This window comes from Pseudarthrobacter ribosi (assembly GCF_055412865.1).
Genome location: NZ_JBVAYZ010000012.1, coordinates 61,896 through 79,666, shown reverse-complemented (window position 1 = coordinate 79,666; position 17,771 = coordinate 61,896). Strand labels below are relative to the sequence as shown.

16 protein-coding genes are annotated in these 17,771 nt (G+C 65.0%); 8 read left to right on the top strand and 8 right to left on the bottom strand.

Annotated features, from left to right (window positions below; genetic code table 11):
* The first annotated feature begins 56 nt into the window (after positions 1–56).
* Positions 57–1,307: an MFS transporter gene (locus ACZYZ5_RS13280; protein WP_463902218.1), complete on the top strand. Its 1,251-nt coding sequence runs from the start codon at positions 57–59 to the stop codon at positions 1,305–1,307.
* Between the two features lie 38 nt (positions 1,308–1,345).
* Here ACZYZ5_RS13280 and ACZYZ5_RS13275 read toward each other — a convergent pair whose 3' ends face one another.
* Positions 1,346–1,972 (bottom strand): dihydrofolate reductase family protein, encoded by a 627-nt coding sequence (locus tag ACZYZ5_RS13275; RefSeq protein ID WP_463902216.1) that lies wholly within the window; start codon positions 1,970–1,972, stop codon positions 1,346–1,348.
* Between the two features lie 82 nt (positions 1,973–2,054).
* On the opposite strand from ACZYZ5_RS13275, the gene ACZYZ5_RS13270 reads away from it, so the two are divergent.
* Together ACZYZ5_RS13270 and ACZYZ5_RS13265 are read left to right on the top strand one after the other, a co-directional pair.
* Complete coding sequence (locus tag ACZYZ5_RS13270; RefSeq protein WP_463902215.1) at positions 2,055–2,948, top strand: alpha/beta fold hydrolase; 894 nt, start codon at positions 2,055–2,057, stop codon at positions 2,946–2,948.
* Between the two features lie 281 nt (positions 2,949–3,229).
* Positions 3,230–4,321 (top strand): type I restriction endonuclease, encoded by a 1,092-nt coding sequence (locus ACZYZ5_RS13265; RefSeq protein WP_463902249.1) that lies wholly within the window; start codon positions 3,230–3,232, stop codon positions 4,319–4,321.
* 278 nt (positions 4,322–4,599) lie between these two features.
* Here the strand turns inward: ACZYZ5_RS13265 and ACZYZ5_RS13260 are convergent, their stop codons facing one another.
* From ACZYZ5_RS13260 to ACZYZ5_RS13250, 3 genes are all read right to left on the bottom strand, one after another.
* Positions 4,600–4,962 carry a TfoX/Sxy family protein gene (locus ACZYZ5_RS13260; protein ID WP_463902213.1) on the bottom strand — a complete coding sequence of 121 codons (363 nt, stop codon included), beginning with the start codon at positions 4,960–4,962 and terminating at the stop codon, positions 4,600–4,602.
* Positions 4,963–5,177: 215 nt separating this feature from the next.
* A complete protein-coding gene (gad, locus tag ACZYZ5_RS13255; RefSeq protein WP_463902212.1) occupies positions 5,178–6,557 on the bottom strand; it encodes a glutamate decarboxylase in 1,380 nt (459 codons plus the stop codon).
* Positions 6,557–8,659, bottom strand: coding sequence for a chloride channel protein (locus ACZYZ5_RS13250; RefSeq protein ID WP_463902211.1), 2,103 nt, complete (start codon positions 8,657–8,659; stop codon positions 6,557–6,559). Before ACZYZ5_RS13250 ends, gad begins: the two co-directional genes overlap by 1 nt.
* Before the next feature lie 476 nt (positions 8,660–9,135).
* Between ACZYZ5_RS13250 and ACZYZ5_RS13245 the strand changes: the two genes are divergently transcribed.
* Positions 9,136–9,432, top strand: a complete 297-nt coding sequence (locus tag ACZYZ5_RS13245) for a hypothetical protein (protein ID WP_463902210.1) — start codon at positions 9,136–9,138, stop codon at positions 9,430–9,432.
* 240 nt (positions 9,433–9,672) lie between these two features.
* Here ACZYZ5_RS13245 and ACZYZ5_RS13240 read toward each other — a convergent pair whose 3' ends face one another.
* Complete coding sequence (locus ACZYZ5_RS13240) at positions 9,673–11,190, bottom strand: FAD-dependent oxidoreductase (protein WP_463902209.1); 1,518 nt, start codon at positions 11,188–11,190, stop codon at positions 9,673–9,675.
* A gap of 71 nt (positions 11,191–11,261) precedes the next feature.
* Positions 11,262–12,017 carry an alpha/beta fold hydrolase gene (locus ACZYZ5_RS13235; protein WP_463902208.1) on the bottom strand — a complete coding sequence of 252 codons (756 nt, stop codon included), beginning with the start codon at positions 12,015–12,017 and terminating at the stop codon, positions 11,262–11,264.
* A gap of 202 nt (positions 12,018–12,219) precedes the next feature.
* Here ACZYZ5_RS13235 and ACZYZ5_RS13230 point away from each other — a divergent pair, with 202 nt between their 5' ends.
* Together ACZYZ5_RS13230 and ACZYZ5_RS13225 are read left to right on the top strand one after the other, a co-directional pair.
* On the top strand, positions 12,220–12,549 hold the full coding sequence (locus ACZYZ5_RS13230; protein WP_463902207.1) for a hypothetical protein: 330 nt from the start codon (positions 12,220–12,222) through the stop codon (positions 12,547–12,549).
* Between the two features lie 194 nt (positions 12,550–12,743).
* Positions 12,744–13,493: a DUF4386 domain-containing protein gene (locus ACZYZ5_RS13225; protein ID WP_463902206.1), complete on the top strand. Its 750-nt coding sequence runs from the start codon at positions 12,744–12,746 to the stop codon at positions 13,491–13,493.
* A 4-nt stretch (positions 13,494–13,497) separates the two neighbouring features.
* Here the strand turns inward: ACZYZ5_RS13225 and ACZYZ5_RS13220 are convergent, their stop codons facing one another.
* Positions 13,498–14,277, bottom strand: a complete 780-nt coding sequence (locus ACZYZ5_RS13220) for an ion transporter (protein ID WP_463902205.1) — start codon at positions 14,275–14,277, stop codon at positions 13,498–13,500.
* 134 nt (positions 14,278–14,411) lie between these two features.
* On the opposite strand from ACZYZ5_RS13220, the gene ACZYZ5_RS13215 reads away from it, so the two are divergent.
* Positions 14,412–15,224 (top strand): SDR family NAD(P)-dependent oxidoreductase, encoded by an 813-nt coding sequence (locus ACZYZ5_RS13215; RefSeq protein WP_463902203.1) that lies wholly within the window; start codon positions 14,412–14,414, stop codon positions 15,222–15,224.
* A 205-nt stretch (positions 15,225–15,429) separates the two neighbouring features.
* A complete protein-coding gene (locus tag ACZYZ5_RS13210) occupies positions 15,430–15,678 on the top strand; it encodes a hypothetical protein (RefSeq protein WP_463902202.1) in 249 nt (82 codons plus the stop codon).
* A 69-nt stretch (positions 15,679–15,747) separates the two neighbouring features.
* Here the strand turns inward: ACZYZ5_RS13210 and ACZYZ5_RS13205 are convergent, their stop codons facing one another.
* Positions 15,748–17,745, bottom strand: a complete 1,998-nt coding sequence (locus tag ACZYZ5_RS13205; RefSeq protein ID WP_463902201.1) for a vWA domain-containing protein — start codon at positions 17,743–17,745, stop codon at positions 15,748–15,750.
* Between the last annotated feature and the right edge of the window lie 26 nt (positions 17,746–17,771).

Below are 17,771 nucleotides of genomic sequence, written 5' to 3'. Positions count from 1 at the left end.
GATGTACTAAATTCAATCCCCTTGAACTTTCTCAATCAATGGGGAATGGTACACACATGACCAATTACGCCCCGCAGGTGACAGAACGGAATCGTGCGCCGTTGGGTGCGTCGTACTGGAAGCTGTGGACCTCATCCGGGCTGTCCAACCTCGCGGACGGCGTCTTCAAAATCGCGCTGCCACTGCTGGCCGTTCAGCTCACTCAGTCACCCACACTGATTGCCGGGCTGACCGTCGCAGCGACGCTTCCCTGGCTTCTCTTCGCCCTGACCGCCGGAGCGCTGGCCGACCGGCAGGACCGGCGCAAGCTCATGCTGTGGGCCAACCTCAGCCGCGCGATGCTGCCCGCCGTGCTGGTCGCCGTCGTGCTGCTGGACCTGGGCACCATTTGGGCCCTGTATGTGGTCGCATTGATGGTGGGTGTGGCTGAGACGCTCTACGACACCTCCGCGCAGTCGATCCTGCCCCAGCTGGTGCACAGGGATCAGCTTTCCCGCGCCAACGGCCGGCTCTACGCCGTCGAGCTCACCGCCAACCAGTTCGTTGGTCCGCCGCTGGGCGGGCTGCTGGTCGCCGTCGGCGTCGTGGCGGGCTTTGCAGTGCCGGCGGCGCTGTGGCTCGCGGCCGTCGGCGGTCTGCTCCTGGTCCCGGGGGCTTTCCGCATCGAGCGGGAGCAGAAGACGACCCTGCGGTTCGACATTGGCGAGGGTTTGCGGTTCCTCTGGAACCAGAAGATCCTTCGCACGCTCGCGGTGATGACCGGGGTGTTCAACTTCGCATCCAGCGCAGCCTTTGCGGTCTTAGTGCTGTTTGCCGTGGGCCCGGCTTCAGAAATGAAACTGTCCGAAGTGGGGTTCGGCCTCCTGTTGACGACCTCCGCTCTGGGCGCCTTCGTCGGCTCATTCATCTCTGAATGGGCGGAGGCGAAGCTGGGCCGGTCCAAGTCCCTGGCGCTCACGATCCTCGGGAGCGCGCTGCTGGTAGGTGCGCCCGCCATGACCGACAGCCCGTATATTCTTGGCGTCTTCCTCTTTGTGGGCGGCATGCTGATCATGCTGTGGAACATCATCACCGTATCCCTGCGCCAGCGCATTGCTCCTGCCCGCTTGCTGGGCCGGGTCAACAGCGCCTATCGGCTGCTCGCATGGGGCACCATGCCGCTCGGTGCAGCAGCGGGAGGGCTGCTGGCCCAATGGCTGGGGCTGCAGGCCATGTTCGGCATCATGGGAGTGCTGACCCTCGCGCTGCTCGGGATGATGCCCATCCTCACGGACAAGGCAATTACCGCGGCCGACGTCGAATCCTAAGTTGCGCTGGCCCTTCCCCGGTTGGCGCGTGCTGCACTTTAGGGCACATCCGAGACACCCGTGTAGGTCGCGTAGGTGGCGAGTCCAGCTCGTTCATAGACCTGGAGGGCGAGCCCGCCAGGAGTGCTCTGGCTGCTGACGAGGCGCAGCCCCGCGGACGGACCGCGGTCCGGGAAGAGGCGACGCCCGAGACCGACGATGACGGGAGCGACGACCAGCCGGATCTCATCGATCAGCTCTGCGGCCAGCAAGGACTGGACGAGCCGGGTGCTTCCGTGGATCTGGAGTTCCCGTCCGGGTTGCTGTTTGAGTTCCGCGACCTGCGCTTCGACGTCGGCGGCGAGGATCGTGGTCGGATTCCAGGAGCCTGTGGTCAAGGTGTGCGAGGCGACGTATTTCGGCAGGCAGTTCATGAGCACGGTGAAGGGATCATTCGGATCTGTGATCTGCGGCCAGTCCCTCGCGAAGGCGTCGTAGGTGCGCCTGCCGAGCAGGAGCGCGTCGGCCTGGCCGAGCCAATCCGCGGCCTGGCGGATGAGTGCCTGGTCCATGTAGGGGACCAGCCATCCGCCCCGGGTAAACCCGTCGCTGGTGTCTTCCTCAGGCGATCCCGGTCCCTGCGATACGCCGTCGAGGCTCACGAATTCGGTCACTGTCAGCTTCATGGTCTTCTCCCTGGTTGGCACGGTTAGGCTATGCAACACAGACGCCAAGGGCAATGGCTGCGCGTTGGGCCAGAATGGCAGCATGAGCTTTTCATCCATCGGCCGCATCGAGACCCCCGTTCTGGACATCGGATACGAGTCCACGGGTGATCCGGGCGGGATCCCGGTCATCCTTCTGCACGGGTTCCCGTACGACGTCCGGGCCTTCGACGACGTCGCGCCGATCCTCGCCGGCCAGGGCGCCTTCGTGCTCGCGCCGTACCTTCGCGGCTTCGGTCCGACCCGTTTCCTCGATCAGACGACAATCCGCTCGGGACAGCAGGCCGCGCTCGGGCAGGATCTCCTCGACTTCATGGATGCCCTCAGCATTGAGCGGGCAGTCCTGGCGGGCTACGACTGGGGCGGCCGGGCGGCGTGCATCGTGGCGGCACTGGAGCCCGGACGCGTCGCCGGCCTCGTCTCCGCCGGCGGCTACAACATGCACAACCTCGCGCGTTCCGGCGAGCCAGCCGCCCCGGAATGGGAGCGAAGCTACTGGTATCAGTACTACTTCCACTCGGAGCGGGGCCGCCGCGGGCTGGAGCGAAACCGGAACGAACTGTGCGAGCTGCTCTGGCGCACCTGGTCCCCCGCCTGGGCTGGCGCACGCGAGGCGTTTCCCGCCAGCGCCGGCAGCCTGCACAACCCCGATTTCGTCGACGTCGTCATCCACTCCTACCGCCACCGGTACGGACTGGCCGACGGCGACCCCCGGTACCAGCGGTTCGAGGACCTGATTGCCCAGGAGCCGCGCATCACGGTTCCGACGGTGGTGCTCGAAAGCGGGGACGACGGCGTCGGCGGCCCCGCAGCGATGGCCGGCAGAGACTACTTCACCGGCCCCTACAACCAGACCTTCCTTCCGGGGATTGGACACAACGTTCCGCAGGAGGATCCGGACGCGTTCGCACAAGCCGTGCTGAGTTTGTTCGACTAAGTGCTTCGTCTTTGGGCCCCACAGAGCAAGAGCTTGAAGCCCGCGTACATTTGATTCCAAGCCGAGCCGCCACTTGAACTGCAGTCTGGTCCGCGTCGCTCCCATAAAGGCGCCGACTGCCGCCGTAAGGCGCGGTTGACGTCCGCGACGTCGTCTCCGAGCAGGAAGTGGAGACCGTGAGATTCGTCTGCAGCCTCGTTTTCGCGCTGTACGACTATTTTCATCAAATTGTCACGGCGCTGCGCTACATTTGGCAGCACCATCAATTATCAGGGGGACAAATGGAGTTTGCAGAAAAACTTTCGGCGTTGGCAGCAAAGGTGCGCCAACAGCGAGGTGTGATCCAAACGGAAGAGGCAACAAAGAATGCCTTTGTCATGCCCTTCATTTCCACCATTCTTGGCTATGACGTTTTCAATCCCATGGAAGTCGTTCCGGAGTTCATCGCGGATGTGGGTCTCAAGAAGGGCGAGAAGATCGATTATGCAATCGTCAAAGACGGCGAGGTCCAGATCCTGATCGAATGCAAGAAATCCACGGAACCCGTGAAGATCGAGCACGCGTCTCAGCTTTTCCGGTACTTTGCAGTTACCAACGCCAGGATCGCAATCCTAACCAACGGTGAGGTCTACCAGTTCTTCACTGACCTCGACGCACCGAACCGCATGGACGCAAAGCCGTTCCTCGTGCTGGATTTAGACGACATCGACGAATCCCTCATTCCGGAGCTGCAGAAACTTTCCAAGGACGTCTTCGATCTCGACTCGATCATCAGTGCGGCTGGCGAACTCAAATACATCGGTGAACTCAAGAGGAGTCTCGCGGCACAATTCAAGGAGCCGGAGGATGAGTGGATCAAGTTCCTGACCGGACGGGTGTATCCGGGCCCCTACACCCAGAAGGTGCGTGAGCAGTTCACCGCGTTGGTGACCAAGGCGTCCAGGCAATTCCTAAACGACCAAGTGAACGAGCGACTGAAGAAAGCACTCGGCGCCCCGGCCTTCCCGCCAAATGAGGATGCGACATTGGCGGCCAGCGTTACCAGCGCGCCCGTGGCCGAAGCGGACCTGGCCGAGGCCGACGGCCTGGAAACAACGTTGGAAGAGATCGAGGGATACCAGATCGTCCGGGCCATTGTCTGCAGCGAAGTCAAGCCGGCCCGCGTGGTTCAGAGGGACGCCAAGTCCTATTTCGCGGTGCTGTTGGACGATAACAACCGCAAACCGATCGCACGCCTGCACTTCAACCGCACCCAGAAGTACATCGGAATTTTCGACGACAGCAAGGAAGAGACTCGGGTGCCCATTGGCTCGCTTGAGGAGATCTACGAGCATACGGAAGCACTCCGCGCGAGCGTAAAGAGCTACCTGTGAGTTCGTGAGTCCAGCGGGCTGGCCAGGAGCCTGTGAATCTCATATCAGGGACAGGCGGACGCCGGCGGGATCGCTCACCGTCGTCCGCCTTCCTTGAGTGCGGCCCTTCGCTTGACCAGACACCGTCGGAGGGTCGACATCGACAGCGTCCTGATACGACGAGCGCGCGGTGAAGGCGGGGCCGGCGGATCCACGCGGGCAGGGGGCATCCAGGAGCCATCTACGCCCGGAGCCCGGACGGCTGAACAATGAAGCGGTCCTGCCAGCACGCACCTCGTTCAGCGCTTCTTAGGCCTGGGACTTTTGGCGGCCTTCGGCGGCATGGCCGCAACGTAGGCGAGGGCGCGGGCGCCCCAGAGCCGGATCGTCTCGGAAGCGTCCTGGACCGGGAGTCCCACATAGCCGGACATGGGCCGTTCAGCCGGGCCGAACGGCAGCGTCTCACTGCTTTTCGTGAGCTCGTCCCGGTCAGCCTCGGACAGGCGCAGTCCCACTGTTGAGCCGTAGAGGCCTGCGAACATGTTCCCGTTGACGAAGGCTCCAAGATTTCCGAACATCGGCTTGATCTCGGCCTCAGGGAGCTCCGCGAAAAGGGACCGGAACTGCTCTTTATCGGACTCCGCGGGCTTGGCCATCTCCATGTGCTGCCTTTCGTTCCGGCTTGGATTCAACACCAAAAGACTAAGGCACGTCCTGGACCACCCCATCCGTTGCACAGCCACGGCACAGGTCTCCGTTGAATCGTCAGCGGCGCCGGGCGCCTCCGCGGAAACAGCGCCGAACGCATAATCCGACAGCGCGGCGAACCGTCAGCCCGGCCGGACGCGTCGGGCCCGGCGCCTCACCCCGCAGTGGGTTAATGGCCGGGTCCGGTTATCATCTTGTTTCGTTCGGATTCGTGCGCGCCGCCCTTCCTCGCCAGCGTGGAGCACGCATCCTCGATGTCTCGGGCGAGCGTGTCGACGTGCTCGCGGCTCATCGTTTCCTTGACAAGGGCCCGCATGATCGTCACGTTTTGGGCGTTCGGCGGCAGCGTGTAGGCCGGCACCATCCAGCCGCGCTCGGCCGAGAGCTGCCAGGCAATGTCGAACTCGTCGTATCCGGTGTCGGCGGCGAGCCGGAACGCGACCAGGGGAAGTTGCTCCTCGCCGGCGCCGATGATCTCGAACCGGCCCATGGCGTCCAACTTCTCGGCGAGGACGCGGGCGTTGGTCTGCATATTCTGCATGATGTAGGTGTAACCGGCGCGGCCATAGCGCACAAAGTTGTAGTACTGGGCGAGCACCATCGCCGATCCGGTGGAGAAGTTCAGCGTGAAGGTCGAGTCCGTCTTGCCGAGGTAGTTCTCTTCGAAGACGAGGTCCTTGGCCAGGTCGGCCTTCTCCCGGAAGATCAGCCAGCCGATGCCGGGATAGACCAGTCCGAACTTGTGCCCGGAGACATTGATCGAACGGACCTGCTCGAGCCGGAAGTCCCACTTGGAATCCGGGTAGAGGAAGGGCCAGACGAACCCCCCACTGGCCCCGTCCACGTGCAACGGCACATCAAGGCCTCGCTCGCCCTTGATCCGCAGCAGCAGGTCGTTGATGCCGACGATGTCGTCCTTGTGCCCGGTGAACGTCGTACCCAGCACGGCTGCGACACCGATGGTGTTCTCATCGATATGGTCCCGCACGTCGTCCGGGCCGATCGTGTACTTCCCCGGCTGCAGCGGCACAATCCGCGGCTCGACGTCGAAGTAGCGGCAGAACTTCTCCCACACGACATGCACGTCGCCGCCGAACACCAGGTTAGGGCTCGACGTCGACGTGCCGGCGGCCTCGCGCCGCTTCCGCCAGTTCCACTTCAGGGACAGCCCGCCGAGCATGATCGCCTCGGACGATCCCTGGGTTCGGGCTCCCGTCGTCTCGCCGGGCGCGTGGAAGAGGTCGGCGAGCATCCGAATGCAGCGCTGCTCGATCTCGGCCGTGCGGGGATATTCGGCGTGGTCGATGAAATTGCGGTGCAGGTTCGCGGCGATGATCTGCTGGGCCTGCGGCTCCATCCATGTCGTCACGAAGGTCGCCAGGTTCCGGGCCGGATCACCCTCCAGCGCCAGATCCTCCGACACCAGCCGCAAGGCGTCCTCAGCAGCGATGCCGGTCTCCGGGAACTCCCGGCTCGGAACCTCCTGGGTGACGAACCGGTTGCCAAACAGGGCTGCGTCGGCAGCCGAAGGCTGGGAATTTACTGACATCACTTCTCCTTCAGAGACTGGTGAAAAGGGGTTCCGGATGGGTTCCCCGGTACGCGGGAACCGAGATGTCGGCGGATTGGACCCAGCATCAGAACCGCGCCGGCGAGGAAGCACAGGGCTCCCACGAGGGTGCCGAGATTGGACAGCTCAGCATTCAAGACATCGCCGCTCGACGGGATGACAAATGCCGCGACAGCCGAGATGCCGAACGCAACTGAGCCGGCCACGTTGATCACCCCGATCTTCCACGTCCGAGGCCTGGGCCGGCCGGCAATGGCGCCGCGACCGGCTTCCCGCAACGCCACACCGCTCGCAATCAGGAAGGCGATTGAACCCAGAGCGTCGGGCCGCCACACCCGCTGATCGGTCAGCGCCGCACTGAGATTGTCCCGCAGTGCGTTTCCCGTACTCCAGTTGAACCACAGCGTTCCGGCAAGTTGGATCGCTGCAGCGAGCCACACGAGATTCCGGGGCGCCCACACCCAGAACGAATGGCGCCGCGTGGCACCCGCGGCCGGTAGCGTGTCGACGGCCTCGCGGTACTGCAGGAACGCCGCAGAGGTGAAGAACAGCGAACCGACAAAGAATGTGGCTGCACACCAGCTCAATCCCACGGCCTCGGCGTAGAACGGCACCGCGCCCAAGGCGAACAGACTCGAGCCAATGATGAACAACCAGGCGATCCACCGGTCCCGAACGGTCGATCGGACCGCGCCCGGGATCCCGGTTGCCTGGTCGGCCCCCGGGGGAGCCCGATGGTGGACGCCGACGACATCGTCAGGCGCCGCGGACGCCGTCGGGCCCGGGACCGGGAGCACATTGGTGATCACGAAGGCCACGGCCACAGCCACCACCACCTGGGGTGTTACGGCCACACCGTCCACACCCAGCAGCAGCGTGGCCAGCAGCGTCGACGTCAACGGCAGCCGCAGCATTGCTGCGCACATGGCTCCCATGCCCATGCCGAGTCCTGCCGCGAGATTCATGCCGGGCAACCCACTTGCAGCGATACCGAGCGCCGCGCCGATGAACATCGACGGGAACACCGGCCCGCCACGAAATGCGCTCAGCGAGAGCCCGTAGGCCAGGGTCTTACAAACGATCAGCAAGACCAGCACCCCAAGCGAGTAGTCCGCGGCGTGTTCGACCAGCTCCGGAAGTGCGTCCTGCCCCGAGAACAACACCTGCGTGAAGCTGTTCCCAGAGATCAACTGATACGCCATCGCCGTCAGACCGACCAGCAAGCCGAGCACAGACGTCACCAGCACCCGGTTCAGATGCACGACCGGACGAAGCGACAGTGCGACCCACCGGATCAGCCACCCCAACAGCGCGCCGACCGCACCCATGATCACCGCCCAGCCCATCGTCGCCAACGTCGGCGGCACCGCGGGCGGCACCACGGGCAGAGCCAGCGAGAAGCTGCCCAGCCCGGTCCAGCCGTCCAGGCCGACGAACACCAGCGCCCCGACGCCAGAAGCGAGCAGTCCGGGCAGGGCCATCAGACTCAGCGTCATTCCCCCGATCCCGGCGGCCTCCATGATCAGGAAGGCACCGAGCACGGGAGACCCGAGCAGGGTACTGATCGCGGCGAAGCTGCCGGCCGACGCCATGATCGTCAGGGACATCGGCGGAGCATCTTTCTTCACCAGGTGCACCGCCAGCGCCCCGAGGCCACCACCGATCGCGATCAGCGGCCCCTCGGGCCCGAGCACCGCACCCAGGCTCAGCGTGGTCAGCGCCGCGAGAACGATGCCCACGAGCTCCCGACCGGTGGGCGGACCGCCACCTGTCTTGAATCCGAAAGCGGGTGAATGGCCCCCGGTTCCCGGCAGATACCGGATGGTCAGCGCCGTCAACAGCCCGCACAGCACCAACCACGGCACCGGCCACCACGCAGGAGCAGGACCTCCGAGGACTTGATTTGGCAGCCCGATGAAGACGAACCGCTGGATGGCCGAGACCAAGGCGAGGAAACCGTACGCAAGGATCGAGATGGGAACGCCCAATACCGCTGCCAGCACGAGCCCAGCGATGTACGGCCGGGAACGCATCACGGCGACGGGATCGATACTGGGCGGCGGTGCGGCAGGCTGGCTCATTTCCGGCTGCCCCGCGAGTCACTCATGAACATCAGGCCGCCCTCCGGCGGCACGTCACCGATAACTTCCCATCCGGCGCTGACTCAGCCATCGCCCGCCGGGAAGACGGCCCCCAGCTCGAGGAGGCGCCGAGATGACCGAGGGAACAGGGTTCGGTGCGCCCGTGGTAACCGCTGAGCATCCCTCCTCCTTCCGCTGGCCATCCGCTATGCGGCGGGAGCCATTAGTGAGGTCTCACAAGCGATACAGGCCGGTCGATCACACGTTCTCTAAGTTAGAGCTTCCAGTTGCGACAGTCATCACCCAAAGCGGGTGAAAGAGAACGAAGACCGGTAATACAGCGGTAGGCAGGGCCAGGGCGTCCTGAGTCCCTTCTGTGTGATCTGGCTCACAAAGACTGGTTGCCTCCGGCACTCTCGGTATTCTGGAAGAGGTCAAGCAAGCGGCCGTCCGTGCTTCGTAGAGGACCCTTCCCTATGACCACCAAACTCGCCGTCACCGTTGCCGTCGATATGGACGCAACAACCGTCACCCTTAGACCTGCCGGAAGACTCACCCCGGAGAACGTCCGCGGCCTTCTCGCAGTTGTGGGGCGCGCCGGCCGGGTCCTGCCCGGATTTGCCGTTCAGTTGGACCTGGACCTCCTGCATACCGACTCCCCGGAGGCGCTTCGGGCACTCACGGATTCCGGGGCTATGACCCTTCCCCCACGTCCGTTGGACGCCCGTCACGGATTCCGCCGCCCGGACCTCGCAGCGAAGCTGGCCGCGTGACCGGGAGCGTCAGCCCAGGGCGCGGGGACCGGATATTCCACACCTTCAGAAGGTGGCCACTGGTGCCGACGGATGACCTCGTGAAGTTACGCCAATCGCTGCGGCAGGTCCACAGACTTGGCGGCCCGGCTGCCGCGGGCGAGCTCCTCGACCTCGTCGATCACGAACTTCGGCGGCGCGCCCACACTGAGCAATGGGAGCACGCCGCCGGGACCGGCCCGGGACCGGACTAAAGCAAGATCATCCCCCATAAGGGGGCGAGGGGCGAGGGGCGAGGTTGGTGCTGGCCGGACCCTGAATGACGGTGCCGTCGGTGGCAAACCGCGAACCGTGGCAGGGGCAGTCCCAGGTCGCATCGGCGGTATTGAACTCGACAGTGCAGCCCAAATGCGTGCAAGTCGCCGAGACCGAGCGCACTCCACCGGCCGGATCAGCATAGACGGCGATCTTTTCGCCTTCCCGATCGATGACTGCGCCTTCCCCTGGGGCAGGGAGCGTGGGAGCACCCTTGGCTTCCTGATCCGGCGCTGCCTGCTGTGGCACGGGCGGAAGTGAAACGCTCTGGAGCGCGGGCGCCGTGACCTCGGCCGGTGGCGTCCGGGTGCTGTCGAACATTCGCGCCCACGGATTCGCCCGGCCGCACAAGGTGTCGGCTAGGATCAGGGCCGCGGCGGAGCCGTTGGTCAGTCCCCACTTCCGCAAACCGGTGATCACATGGATGTGCTTGGAGTCCGGGGACATGGGGCCTACATACGGGAGGCCGTCTACGGAAATGCTGTCCTGGGTGGACCAGCGGAATACGGGCTCATCGGTGCCGAGGCGGTCACGGCTGAAAGCTGTCAGTCGGCGGTATCGCTCTGCGGTGTCGCCGGAGTCTTCGGGCCGGTGGCCCTCGCCGCCAGCGAGCACGTAGCTGGCGCCATCGATTTCGACAGCCAGAATCGAGCGCATCGGTTCGTCGACACTGATGTAGGTCCCCTCCAGTTGAAGGGAACCCGCTCGGCTGGCGACGAGATAGGAACGGTGCAGGATGAACTTCTCAGCAAAACTTCCCTGGTCGCCGAAGGGCACGTTGGTGGCCACGATTACATCCCGCGCGCGGAGGGAACCCCGCTCCGTCTCCACGACAACCGGTGAGCCGTCCCGGAGCGCCAGGGCCCTGGATTCCTCAAACACAAAACTGCCACCGCCATCGACCGCGCGGGCAAGGCCCTGCACATATCTCACGGCGTGGATCTGCACCTGATTGTCAAAGCGGACGGCTCCCTTGACTGCGAAAGGCAGCGGCACATCCGCGGTAAAGATGGATGGAAGGCCGAGCCTGGCAGCCAGAGCCGCCTCATCCCGGACGAGCTTCAGGGCCTCGTCGGTTTCCGCGTAGGTGAAGTTAGGTACGCGGCGGAAACCGCAGTCAATGCCCTCGTCCGAAACCACGCGGGCGATGTGCTCGATGGCCGCCTGGTTCGCCTGTCCATAGCGGCGCGCCGTGTCAGGGCCGTGGCGCCCTGCAAGCTCGGTGTACACCAAGCGTTGCAGGGAGGTTACCTTGCCGGTGGTGTGCCCGGTGACGCCTGTACCGACACGCGCCGCCTCAATAATCGCGACCGATTGACCAGCACGTTTCAAGGCCAGCGCTGCCGTCAGGCCCGCCACGCCGCCGCCGATCACCGCGATGTCGACGTCGAGGCCGCCACCAAGCGAGGAATAGCCCGTGCCCGGAGCAGTTGCAAGCCATAGGGAAAGGGCCTGCCCCTGCAACGTCTCACTCATAACAGCCCCCTTCTAGGAGCACCATACTGCTGCGAGCAGCGCGCTGTCCCGCGACGGCGTCAGTCGAAGAACGCGGACAGGACCCCGCTGAGTTCGGTGTCAGGCACGTCATGCCCGTAGCCAGCCAGAATCCGCGACTCGCCCTTCGGCGCTGCCGTCGCGATGGCGTTCGCTACGTTCACCGCCCAGGGCCCACGATCACCGGCGATGGCCAGGAGGGGAACCAAGACCTTGGCCAGTTGGTTCTGGGGGATGCGGCCGTCATTGCACAGTCTGACGTCGACGGGGAGAGTTGCCGCAAACGATTCCATATGGGGCCAGTTTGGACCCTGCTTCATCCCCTCGATGGCTTCCGGGGGAGCTCCCATCAGCTTCAAGAAACGCTCCACTGCCCCGCTCCGGTCGCCGGCGTAGACCAATGCCGCAAGTTGGTCCGCGAGCTCGAAACTCGGGCCTTGCGTGAATGGCACCTCGTACGTGGCAATCTTTCGAACTTGGACTCCAGCGGCTGCTGCTGCGATGACAATGGCGCCACCTGAGGAATCGCCGAAAACGAATGGCTTCTCCCCTGTCTGCGCGACGACGGCAGCGAAGTCCTCGATCTCGTGCTCGACCGTGACATCACCGACCGGTCCACTGTCGCCTCGACCTCGACGGTCGTACTGGAAGACCGTGTACCGGTCCGCGAGTGCTGTGGCCAGCGATTCCTTCGAGTGACGATCGCAGAAGGCCCCCACCACCACAATAAGGGCCGGCCCGGTTCCCGTTCTGTCGACGGCAATCGCCGTCCCGTCCGCTGAATCAACGCTGTTCATGTCGTCCTCCAGGTGTAGCGGGTGAAGGTAATCAGAGTTTGTCGAGTGTAGTCCGGAATCCCGTCTAGTTCGCGCCCAGCCGCACGTTCCCAGCAGATGGCCACTTCCACGCAGCTGACGTTATCTAGTTCCAGTGCCGCCGCACAGACCGGCAGGCATAAGCTAATACCAGAACGTCTCTACCAGCACCGGGGAGGTCTTCATGGACACTGAAACCGCCGACGTTATCGGCCATGATGTCACCACCATCACCTGCGTGTGCGGCAACACCGTCAGCAATGACGGGTTGATTCAAGCCAACTCACATGGCGTCCCGGTCTACCTCGGAGACAACACCCCGGCTCCCGCCGAGCTGGCGAAATGGCCTGAGGATGAGGATCTCTACACCCTGTGTCCCTCATGCGGCCGCGTGTACCGTGACTCGGTCATCGAAGAGACAGAGACCGCGCCCGTCGCTTTCCGGGTCGACGTCACCGCTGGCCCAATTGCCGAGGCCATCCGAATCCACTGGAGCCTCAGCGCCCAGGACTGAACCTGCTGAGCGGACGACGGCGGGACCTCCCGCCGTCGTCCGCCGCGTCCACGGCGCGCGTGGGGCTTTCGCCTCTGTGCAATGTTGATGGTTCGGCGAACTGTGAAGCTTAGGCGCGCATTGTGTTCACACCGGGCAGATCGCAGGTCATCGTGGCACCAACAAGCACAGGACTGAAGAGGTTCACGGGTGGCATGTTCGTGCTCAGCGCCGTCACGTTTGCGGCGGCTGCCAGCACGTTATCGGCAATATTCGACTGGCCGGATATCCTGCGTGAGCCAGCCAGCGTGGTCCTGCCGGCGTTCGCCGCCGGCGGCCCGGCCCTGGTCTGGACCTGGTTCGCGACAGCCTGGACGTACGCCCTCATGGCGATACCGGTTCTGCTGCTACCCTCAGTGCTCGGCCTCCGTCGGAACCCGGCACTGAAGATCGCGACCTGGGCGGGCGCAGCCTCGGTACTGCTGTCGCTGATCGGATTTCTGCGCTGGGTCTTCGTAGTTCCATCACTGGCAGAAGCCCACCGCGACGGCGACACTGCGACGCGGACGGCCGTGGAAGCCGCCTGGACCGCCCAGCACCAGTTCGGCGGCGCCCTTCTCGGCGAACATCTAGGTCAGCTGCTGATCATCGGCTGGTCCGTAACGCTCTGCGTGATCATCTTGCGCCGCAAAGTCCTCCCGCGCTGGCTCGGAGTTACCGGTCTGGCGGTCAGTACGCTGTATCTCCTGAACCAGGGCGACGTACTCGCCACCGCCGTTCCCGGATTTCCGGTCTGGGACCTGGCCGGCCTGATTGGCAGCACCGGCTGGGGACTATGGATCGCCGCCCTTGGCATCTGCATCTGGATACTTCCCATTCGTGTGGAAGGGCCGGACCCGGCCCGCCCCGCGCCGCAGGACTCCCCCGGCCGATCCACCACGCCCGGGCACCCCGCGGCAGGGTAGACGTTCACGGGGCTGGCCCGGCCAGCAGCTTTCTGATCTCGGCGAGCTTTGCTTCGGACTTTTCGAGGCTCAGGCGGAGCCCTTCGACCGTTGAGGTCCTCGAGTCAGCCTCATCGACGGGCGGCGCGGAGACCTTCTTCTTGGGAGATAAGAAGAAGTTGGCCAGGAAGCCGGTGAATGTGCCGAAGATGCCGACACCGACGATGATGATGCCTGTCCCGATCATGCGGCCCGCATCGGTGACCGGATATTGGTCACCGTATCCGACTGTCGAGATCGTGACGATCGTGTACCAAATGGCGTCCGAGGCGGTCGTGATGTTGGCCCCCGGGGCGCCCTCCTCGACGCCGAGGATCGTGAGGCTTCCGAATTCCAGCACGAAAATGCCCATAAGCAGCAGTATGTACAGGGAACTGCCGGCCCGATCTTTGATCAGAGCGCGGCCGACCGTGCCGATGCCGACATCGCTGAGCAGGCGGTACACCCGGACCAGCCGGAAGACGCGCAGGATCTTGAACTGCGCCAAAGGCACACTGGCCAACAGGTCGGCCCAGCCGAAGTACCTGAAAAAATAGGCGCCCGCCGATGGCGCTGTGACGATCCGGTAGATGAAGTCGACGACAAAGATCACGCTGAACAGGGCGTTCATCACCGTGAGCACGGTGTCGAGCGACTTCTCCTGCGCGGCATACAAGAGCACGAGGTTGACGATCGACAGGATGGAAAGGATACCGATGAAGATCTCGTATCCGATGCTCTTCAGTTCACTGCGTTCGTTGGTCATGTGAGGATTCTGACACGCAGGCAGCGGCGTAGCCGACACTTATTTCACCCACAAAACCTTGTCGGGGCGCCGGGCCCGAAGCACCGGCTTATCATGGGGTCACGGACCAAGAATGCAAGCGGGGGCCGCTTGGCATGACCAGCGAACGCGAACGCGACGAGGCGCCAACGGGAAACGTGGCGCTCGTGACCGGTGCGAGCCGAGGGGTGGGCCGGGGCATCGCACTTGCCCTACTGGCCGCGGGGTTTCGGGTGTACGGCACAGGCCGCTCGATCGACCAGGCGGATCTGCCGAGGGAGATACGGCGCCTGCGCTGCGACCATCTCCAAGACGAAGAGACGGCGCACGTGTTTGAAGTGATCCGGTCCGAGTGCGGCCGCCTCGATCTCCTCGTCAATTGCGCCTGGGGCGGCTACGAGAAGATGGTCGAAGGTGGCGCGTTCACGTGGCCTGCGCCGTTTTGGGAGCAGCCGACGCACCGCTGGACCGGCATGATGGATGCCGGCGTCCGTGCGGCCTTTGTTTGTTCGGCGCACGCGGCGCGCCTGATGACGCCGCGGCGCCGCGGGTTGCTCGTCAACATCAGCTTCTGGGCCGCGCAGCGTCACCTCGGCAACACGATCTACGGCATCGCCAAAGCGGCGACGGACAAGATGACGTCCGACATGGCGGTCGAGCTGAAACCGTTCGACGTGCCGGTGATCTCGCTCTACCCCGGCCTGGTGCGCACCGAGGCGGTGCTGGCGGCGGCGGAGAGCGGCGCATTTGATCTCTCGGCCAGCGAAAGCCCCGAGTTCATCGGCCGCGTGATCAACGCGCTGTTCCACGATCCGAACCTGCTGTCGCGCACCGGCCAGGTGCTCGTCGCCGCCGCCGTCGCGAAGGAGTTCGGCGTGCTGGACATCGACGGAAGTTCGCCGCCGGCCCTGACCCTGGCAGACATCTAGGACGGCGCCTTGATAGCCTACTGGCCCACCTTTCTTAGCTCCTCGACCGGCCGCTTTGCGAGGGGCCGAGCTGTCGATATTCCCCGCTACCGCTGCATTCGAGGCCGTGGTACGTTCGGCGTGATCAGGATGTCCCGACGCGGCCCCTTGACCAGCCCGGCTCCTGGCACCACCCCAGAAAGTCGAGGCAACGATGCCAACATTAATGATCTTCCACGAGGTCGACGACGTTGAGCACTGGCTCAGCTCACCAAAAAGGGAAGACGTATTCGGGCCTCTGGGCATCACGGTTCGAACGTTTATCGACCCGGCAAAAGGCCACCGTGTGGGTTTGATCGTCCAAGTCCCCGACATGGAAAAGTTCCAGCGGATCATGGAGTCCCAAGAGGCAGCCGATGCGATGAAATTCGACGGCGTCCGTCCGGAAACAATCCTGATCCTCGTCGAGCCCTAGGCAGCGCCGCTGGCGTCCCTGGCGGCTCACGGAATCCGAATGCCGGGCCTTCGCGGCGTCGTTGAGCTTCTATTGAGCCCAGTCGGCGTCGTCGTAGGGGCGTCCGCGGAAGTGGGCGCGGAGGTATTCCCCCACCACGGCAGCTCCCAGGTCCCCGGCCTCGGGCGCGACGACGCGGCCGTCGATGCGGCGGGCCATCTTCTGGACGAACCGTTCCAGGCCCGGGTCATCGCCCAGCCGGAAGAACGTGGCCTGCGTGCCGGCACGCCCGAGGCGGTCCAGCTCGGCCACGGTCACACGGATGGTCTCCGCGTCCGGCGGATACGCAAACCACGACTCGCCGTCGGCCAGCAGGTGCGCGGTCGGTTCGCCGTCGGTCACCACCAGCAGGACGGGCTGCATCGACGGGTGCTGGCGGAAGAACCGGCCGGCCAGCAGCAACCCGTGGTGCAGGTTGGTGCCCTGCTCCCGCAGGGCCGGCAGGGCCGTAAGTTCGCCGATGTCCATGGACTGCGCGTAGCGGCCGAAAGTGATCAGCTGCAGCCGGTCGCCGCGGAACCGGGTGGAGACGAGGTGGTGCACGGCGAGCGCGGTGCGTTTCATGGGCACCCAGCGCCCCTCGGCGGCCATCGAAAAGGACACGTCGACGAGCAGTACGACGGCGGCCTGCGTGCGGGCCTCCGTGTCCGTCACCTCGATGTCACCCACAGCCAGGCGCAGGCCGCGGCCCGGGTCACCGCCGTCGGCAATGGTGCGGCGGATCGCGTTGGTGATGGTCCGGGTGACGTCCCACGGCTCGGCGTCCCCGAACTCCCACTGACGGCTGGAACCGGTCTGCTCCCCCGCCGCCCCGGCCACCCGCGTGTCCCGGCGCCCCTGCCGGCCGGAGAGCTGCTTGGCGGTGTCGCGCAGCAGCGACTTGCCGAGCCTTCGCATGGCCTGCGGTGACAGCCGGAGATCCCCGTCCGCCCCGCGCCGGAGGAAGCCGCCGTCGTGCATGGCCCGCTCGATTTCCGCGAGGGTGCGGGCCGTCACCGCGGCATCCTGACCCAACTGGCGGGCCAGAGCGTCCAGGTCCAGGTCGTCGAGGCGCGACCCGTTATAGGACTGGGAGAGCTGCTCGGCCAGCTCGTCCAGTTCGGCGAGATCCTGCAGCACACCGGTGCCGTCGCCGAGCCCAAGCCCCTCCTCCCCCTCGAACCGTTCGGAGCCGGCCCAGTCCTCGCCGGGGCGCAGGACGCGCAGGCTGTCATCGAGCTGCCCGAGCTGGGCCATGAGTTCGGGTGAACCGAACGCCCGGTCGGAGAGCTGCATCAGCTCCTCGCGCTGCTCGGCGGACATGGAGTGCAGGAGCCGCTGGGCGGCGGCCGCGCGCTGGGCCAGCGCGTCGATCAGCTCCTCGACCGACTGCGGGTTCTCCGGAAAGAAGTCGCCGTGCCGGGCCATGAACGCCTGGAAGTCCGTGTCCTCGCCGCGCCGGTGTTTGCCGAGGAGCTCGTTGAGATCCTGCAGCATCTCGCTCACGGCCGCGCGGTCCTCGTCCGTGGCGCTCTCGAGGGCCTGCTTCATGCCGGCGAACCGCTGGTCCAGGAGTTCGCGGCCCAGCAGGTCCTTGATCCGTTCGTAGGCTTCCCTCGCGGTGCTCGACTGCCAGTCGTAGGAGGCCAGTTCGTTGACCGCCGCTGCCGTGGAGCGGGGCAGGTTCTGCAGCTGCATCTCCCGGAAAGCGCGGTCGGTGTTGTCCAGCATCGCGTCGCGGGCCAGCTGCTTGCGCTCCTCCAGCACGGCGGTGTCGAGCAGCTTCTGGACTTCGTTGAGGGTGCCGTCCAGCCGGTGCCGGCCCAGCAGGTCACTGCGCCGCTGCTGAACCCGGCCGGCGAGGTCGTCGAGCCCTTCCCGGTTCCGGCCGCCGCGGCGGAGATACTCCTGAAGGGCGTGCCGGGGCGAGTAGCCGGCCATGACGTCCTCGGCGACGGCGTCCAGCGCCTCCGCCAGGTCCACGGGCGGGGCGAGCGGATCCGGACCTCCCCTGTACCGGCCGTACCGGGACCGGTTGTGAACGCCCATGGGTCCCTCCTCTCCTGTCCCTTGGA

Coding starts and splice junctions, on each gene's coding strand:
- ACZYZ5_RS13280 (WP_463902218.1), top strand. CDS start 57: ATGACCAATTACGCCCCGCAGGTGACAGAACGGAATCGTGCGCCGTTG.
- ACZYZ5_RS13275 (WP_463902216.1), bottom strand. CDS start 1,972: ATGAAGCTGACAGTGACCGAATTCGTGAGCCTCGACGGCGTATCGCAG.
- ACZYZ5_RS13270 (WP_463902215.1), top strand. CDS start 2,055: ATGAGCTTTTCATCCATCGGCCGCATCGAGACCCCCGTTCTGGACATC.
- ACZYZ5_RS13265 (WP_463902249.1), top strand. CDS start 3,230: ATGGAGTTTGCAGAAAAACTTTCGGCGTTGGCAGCAAAGGTGCGCCAA.
- ACZYZ5_RS13260 (WP_463902213.1), bottom strand. CDS start 4,962: ATGGAGATGGCCAAGCCCGCGGAGTCCGATAAAGAGCAGTTCCGGTCC.
- gad (WP_463902212.1), bottom strand. CDS start 6,557: ATGTCAGTAAATTCCCAGCCTTCGGCTGCCGACGCAGCCCTGTTTGGC.
- ACZYZ5_RS13250 (WP_463902211.1), bottom strand. CDS start 8,659: ATGAGCCAGCCTGCCGCACCGCCGCCCAGTATCGATCCCGTCGCCGTG.
- ACZYZ5_RS13245 (WP_463902210.1), top strand. CDS start 9,136: ATGACCACCAAACTCGCCGTCACCGTTGCCGTCGATATGGACGCAACA.
- ACZYZ5_RS13235 (WP_463902208.1), bottom strand. CDS start 12,017: ATGAACAGCGTTGATTCAGCGGACGGGACGGCGATTGCCGTCGACAGA.
- ACZYZ5_RS13230 (WP_463902207.1), top strand. CDS start 12,220: ATGGACACTGAAACCGCCGACGTTATCGGCCATGATGTCACCACCATC.
- ACZYZ5_RS13225 (WP_463902206.1), top strand. CDS start 12,744: ATGTTCGTGCTCAGCGCCGTCACGTTTGCGGCGGCTGCCAGCACGTTA.
- ACZYZ5_RS13220 (WP_463902205.1), bottom strand. CDS start 14,277: ATGACCAACGAACGCAGTGAACTGAAGAGCATCGGATACGAGATCTTC.
- ACZYZ5_RS13215 (WP_463902203.1), top strand. CDS start 14,412: ATGACCAGCGAACGCGAACGCGACGAGGCGCCAACGGGAAACGTGGCG.
- ACZYZ5_RS13210 (WP_463902202.1), top strand. CDS start 15,430: ATGATCTTCCACGAGGTCGACGACGTTGAGCACTGGCTCAGCTCACCA.
- ACZYZ5_RS13205 (WP_463902201.1), bottom strand. CDS start 17,745: ATGGGCGTTCACAACCGGTCCCGGTACGGCCGGTACAGGGGAGGTCCG.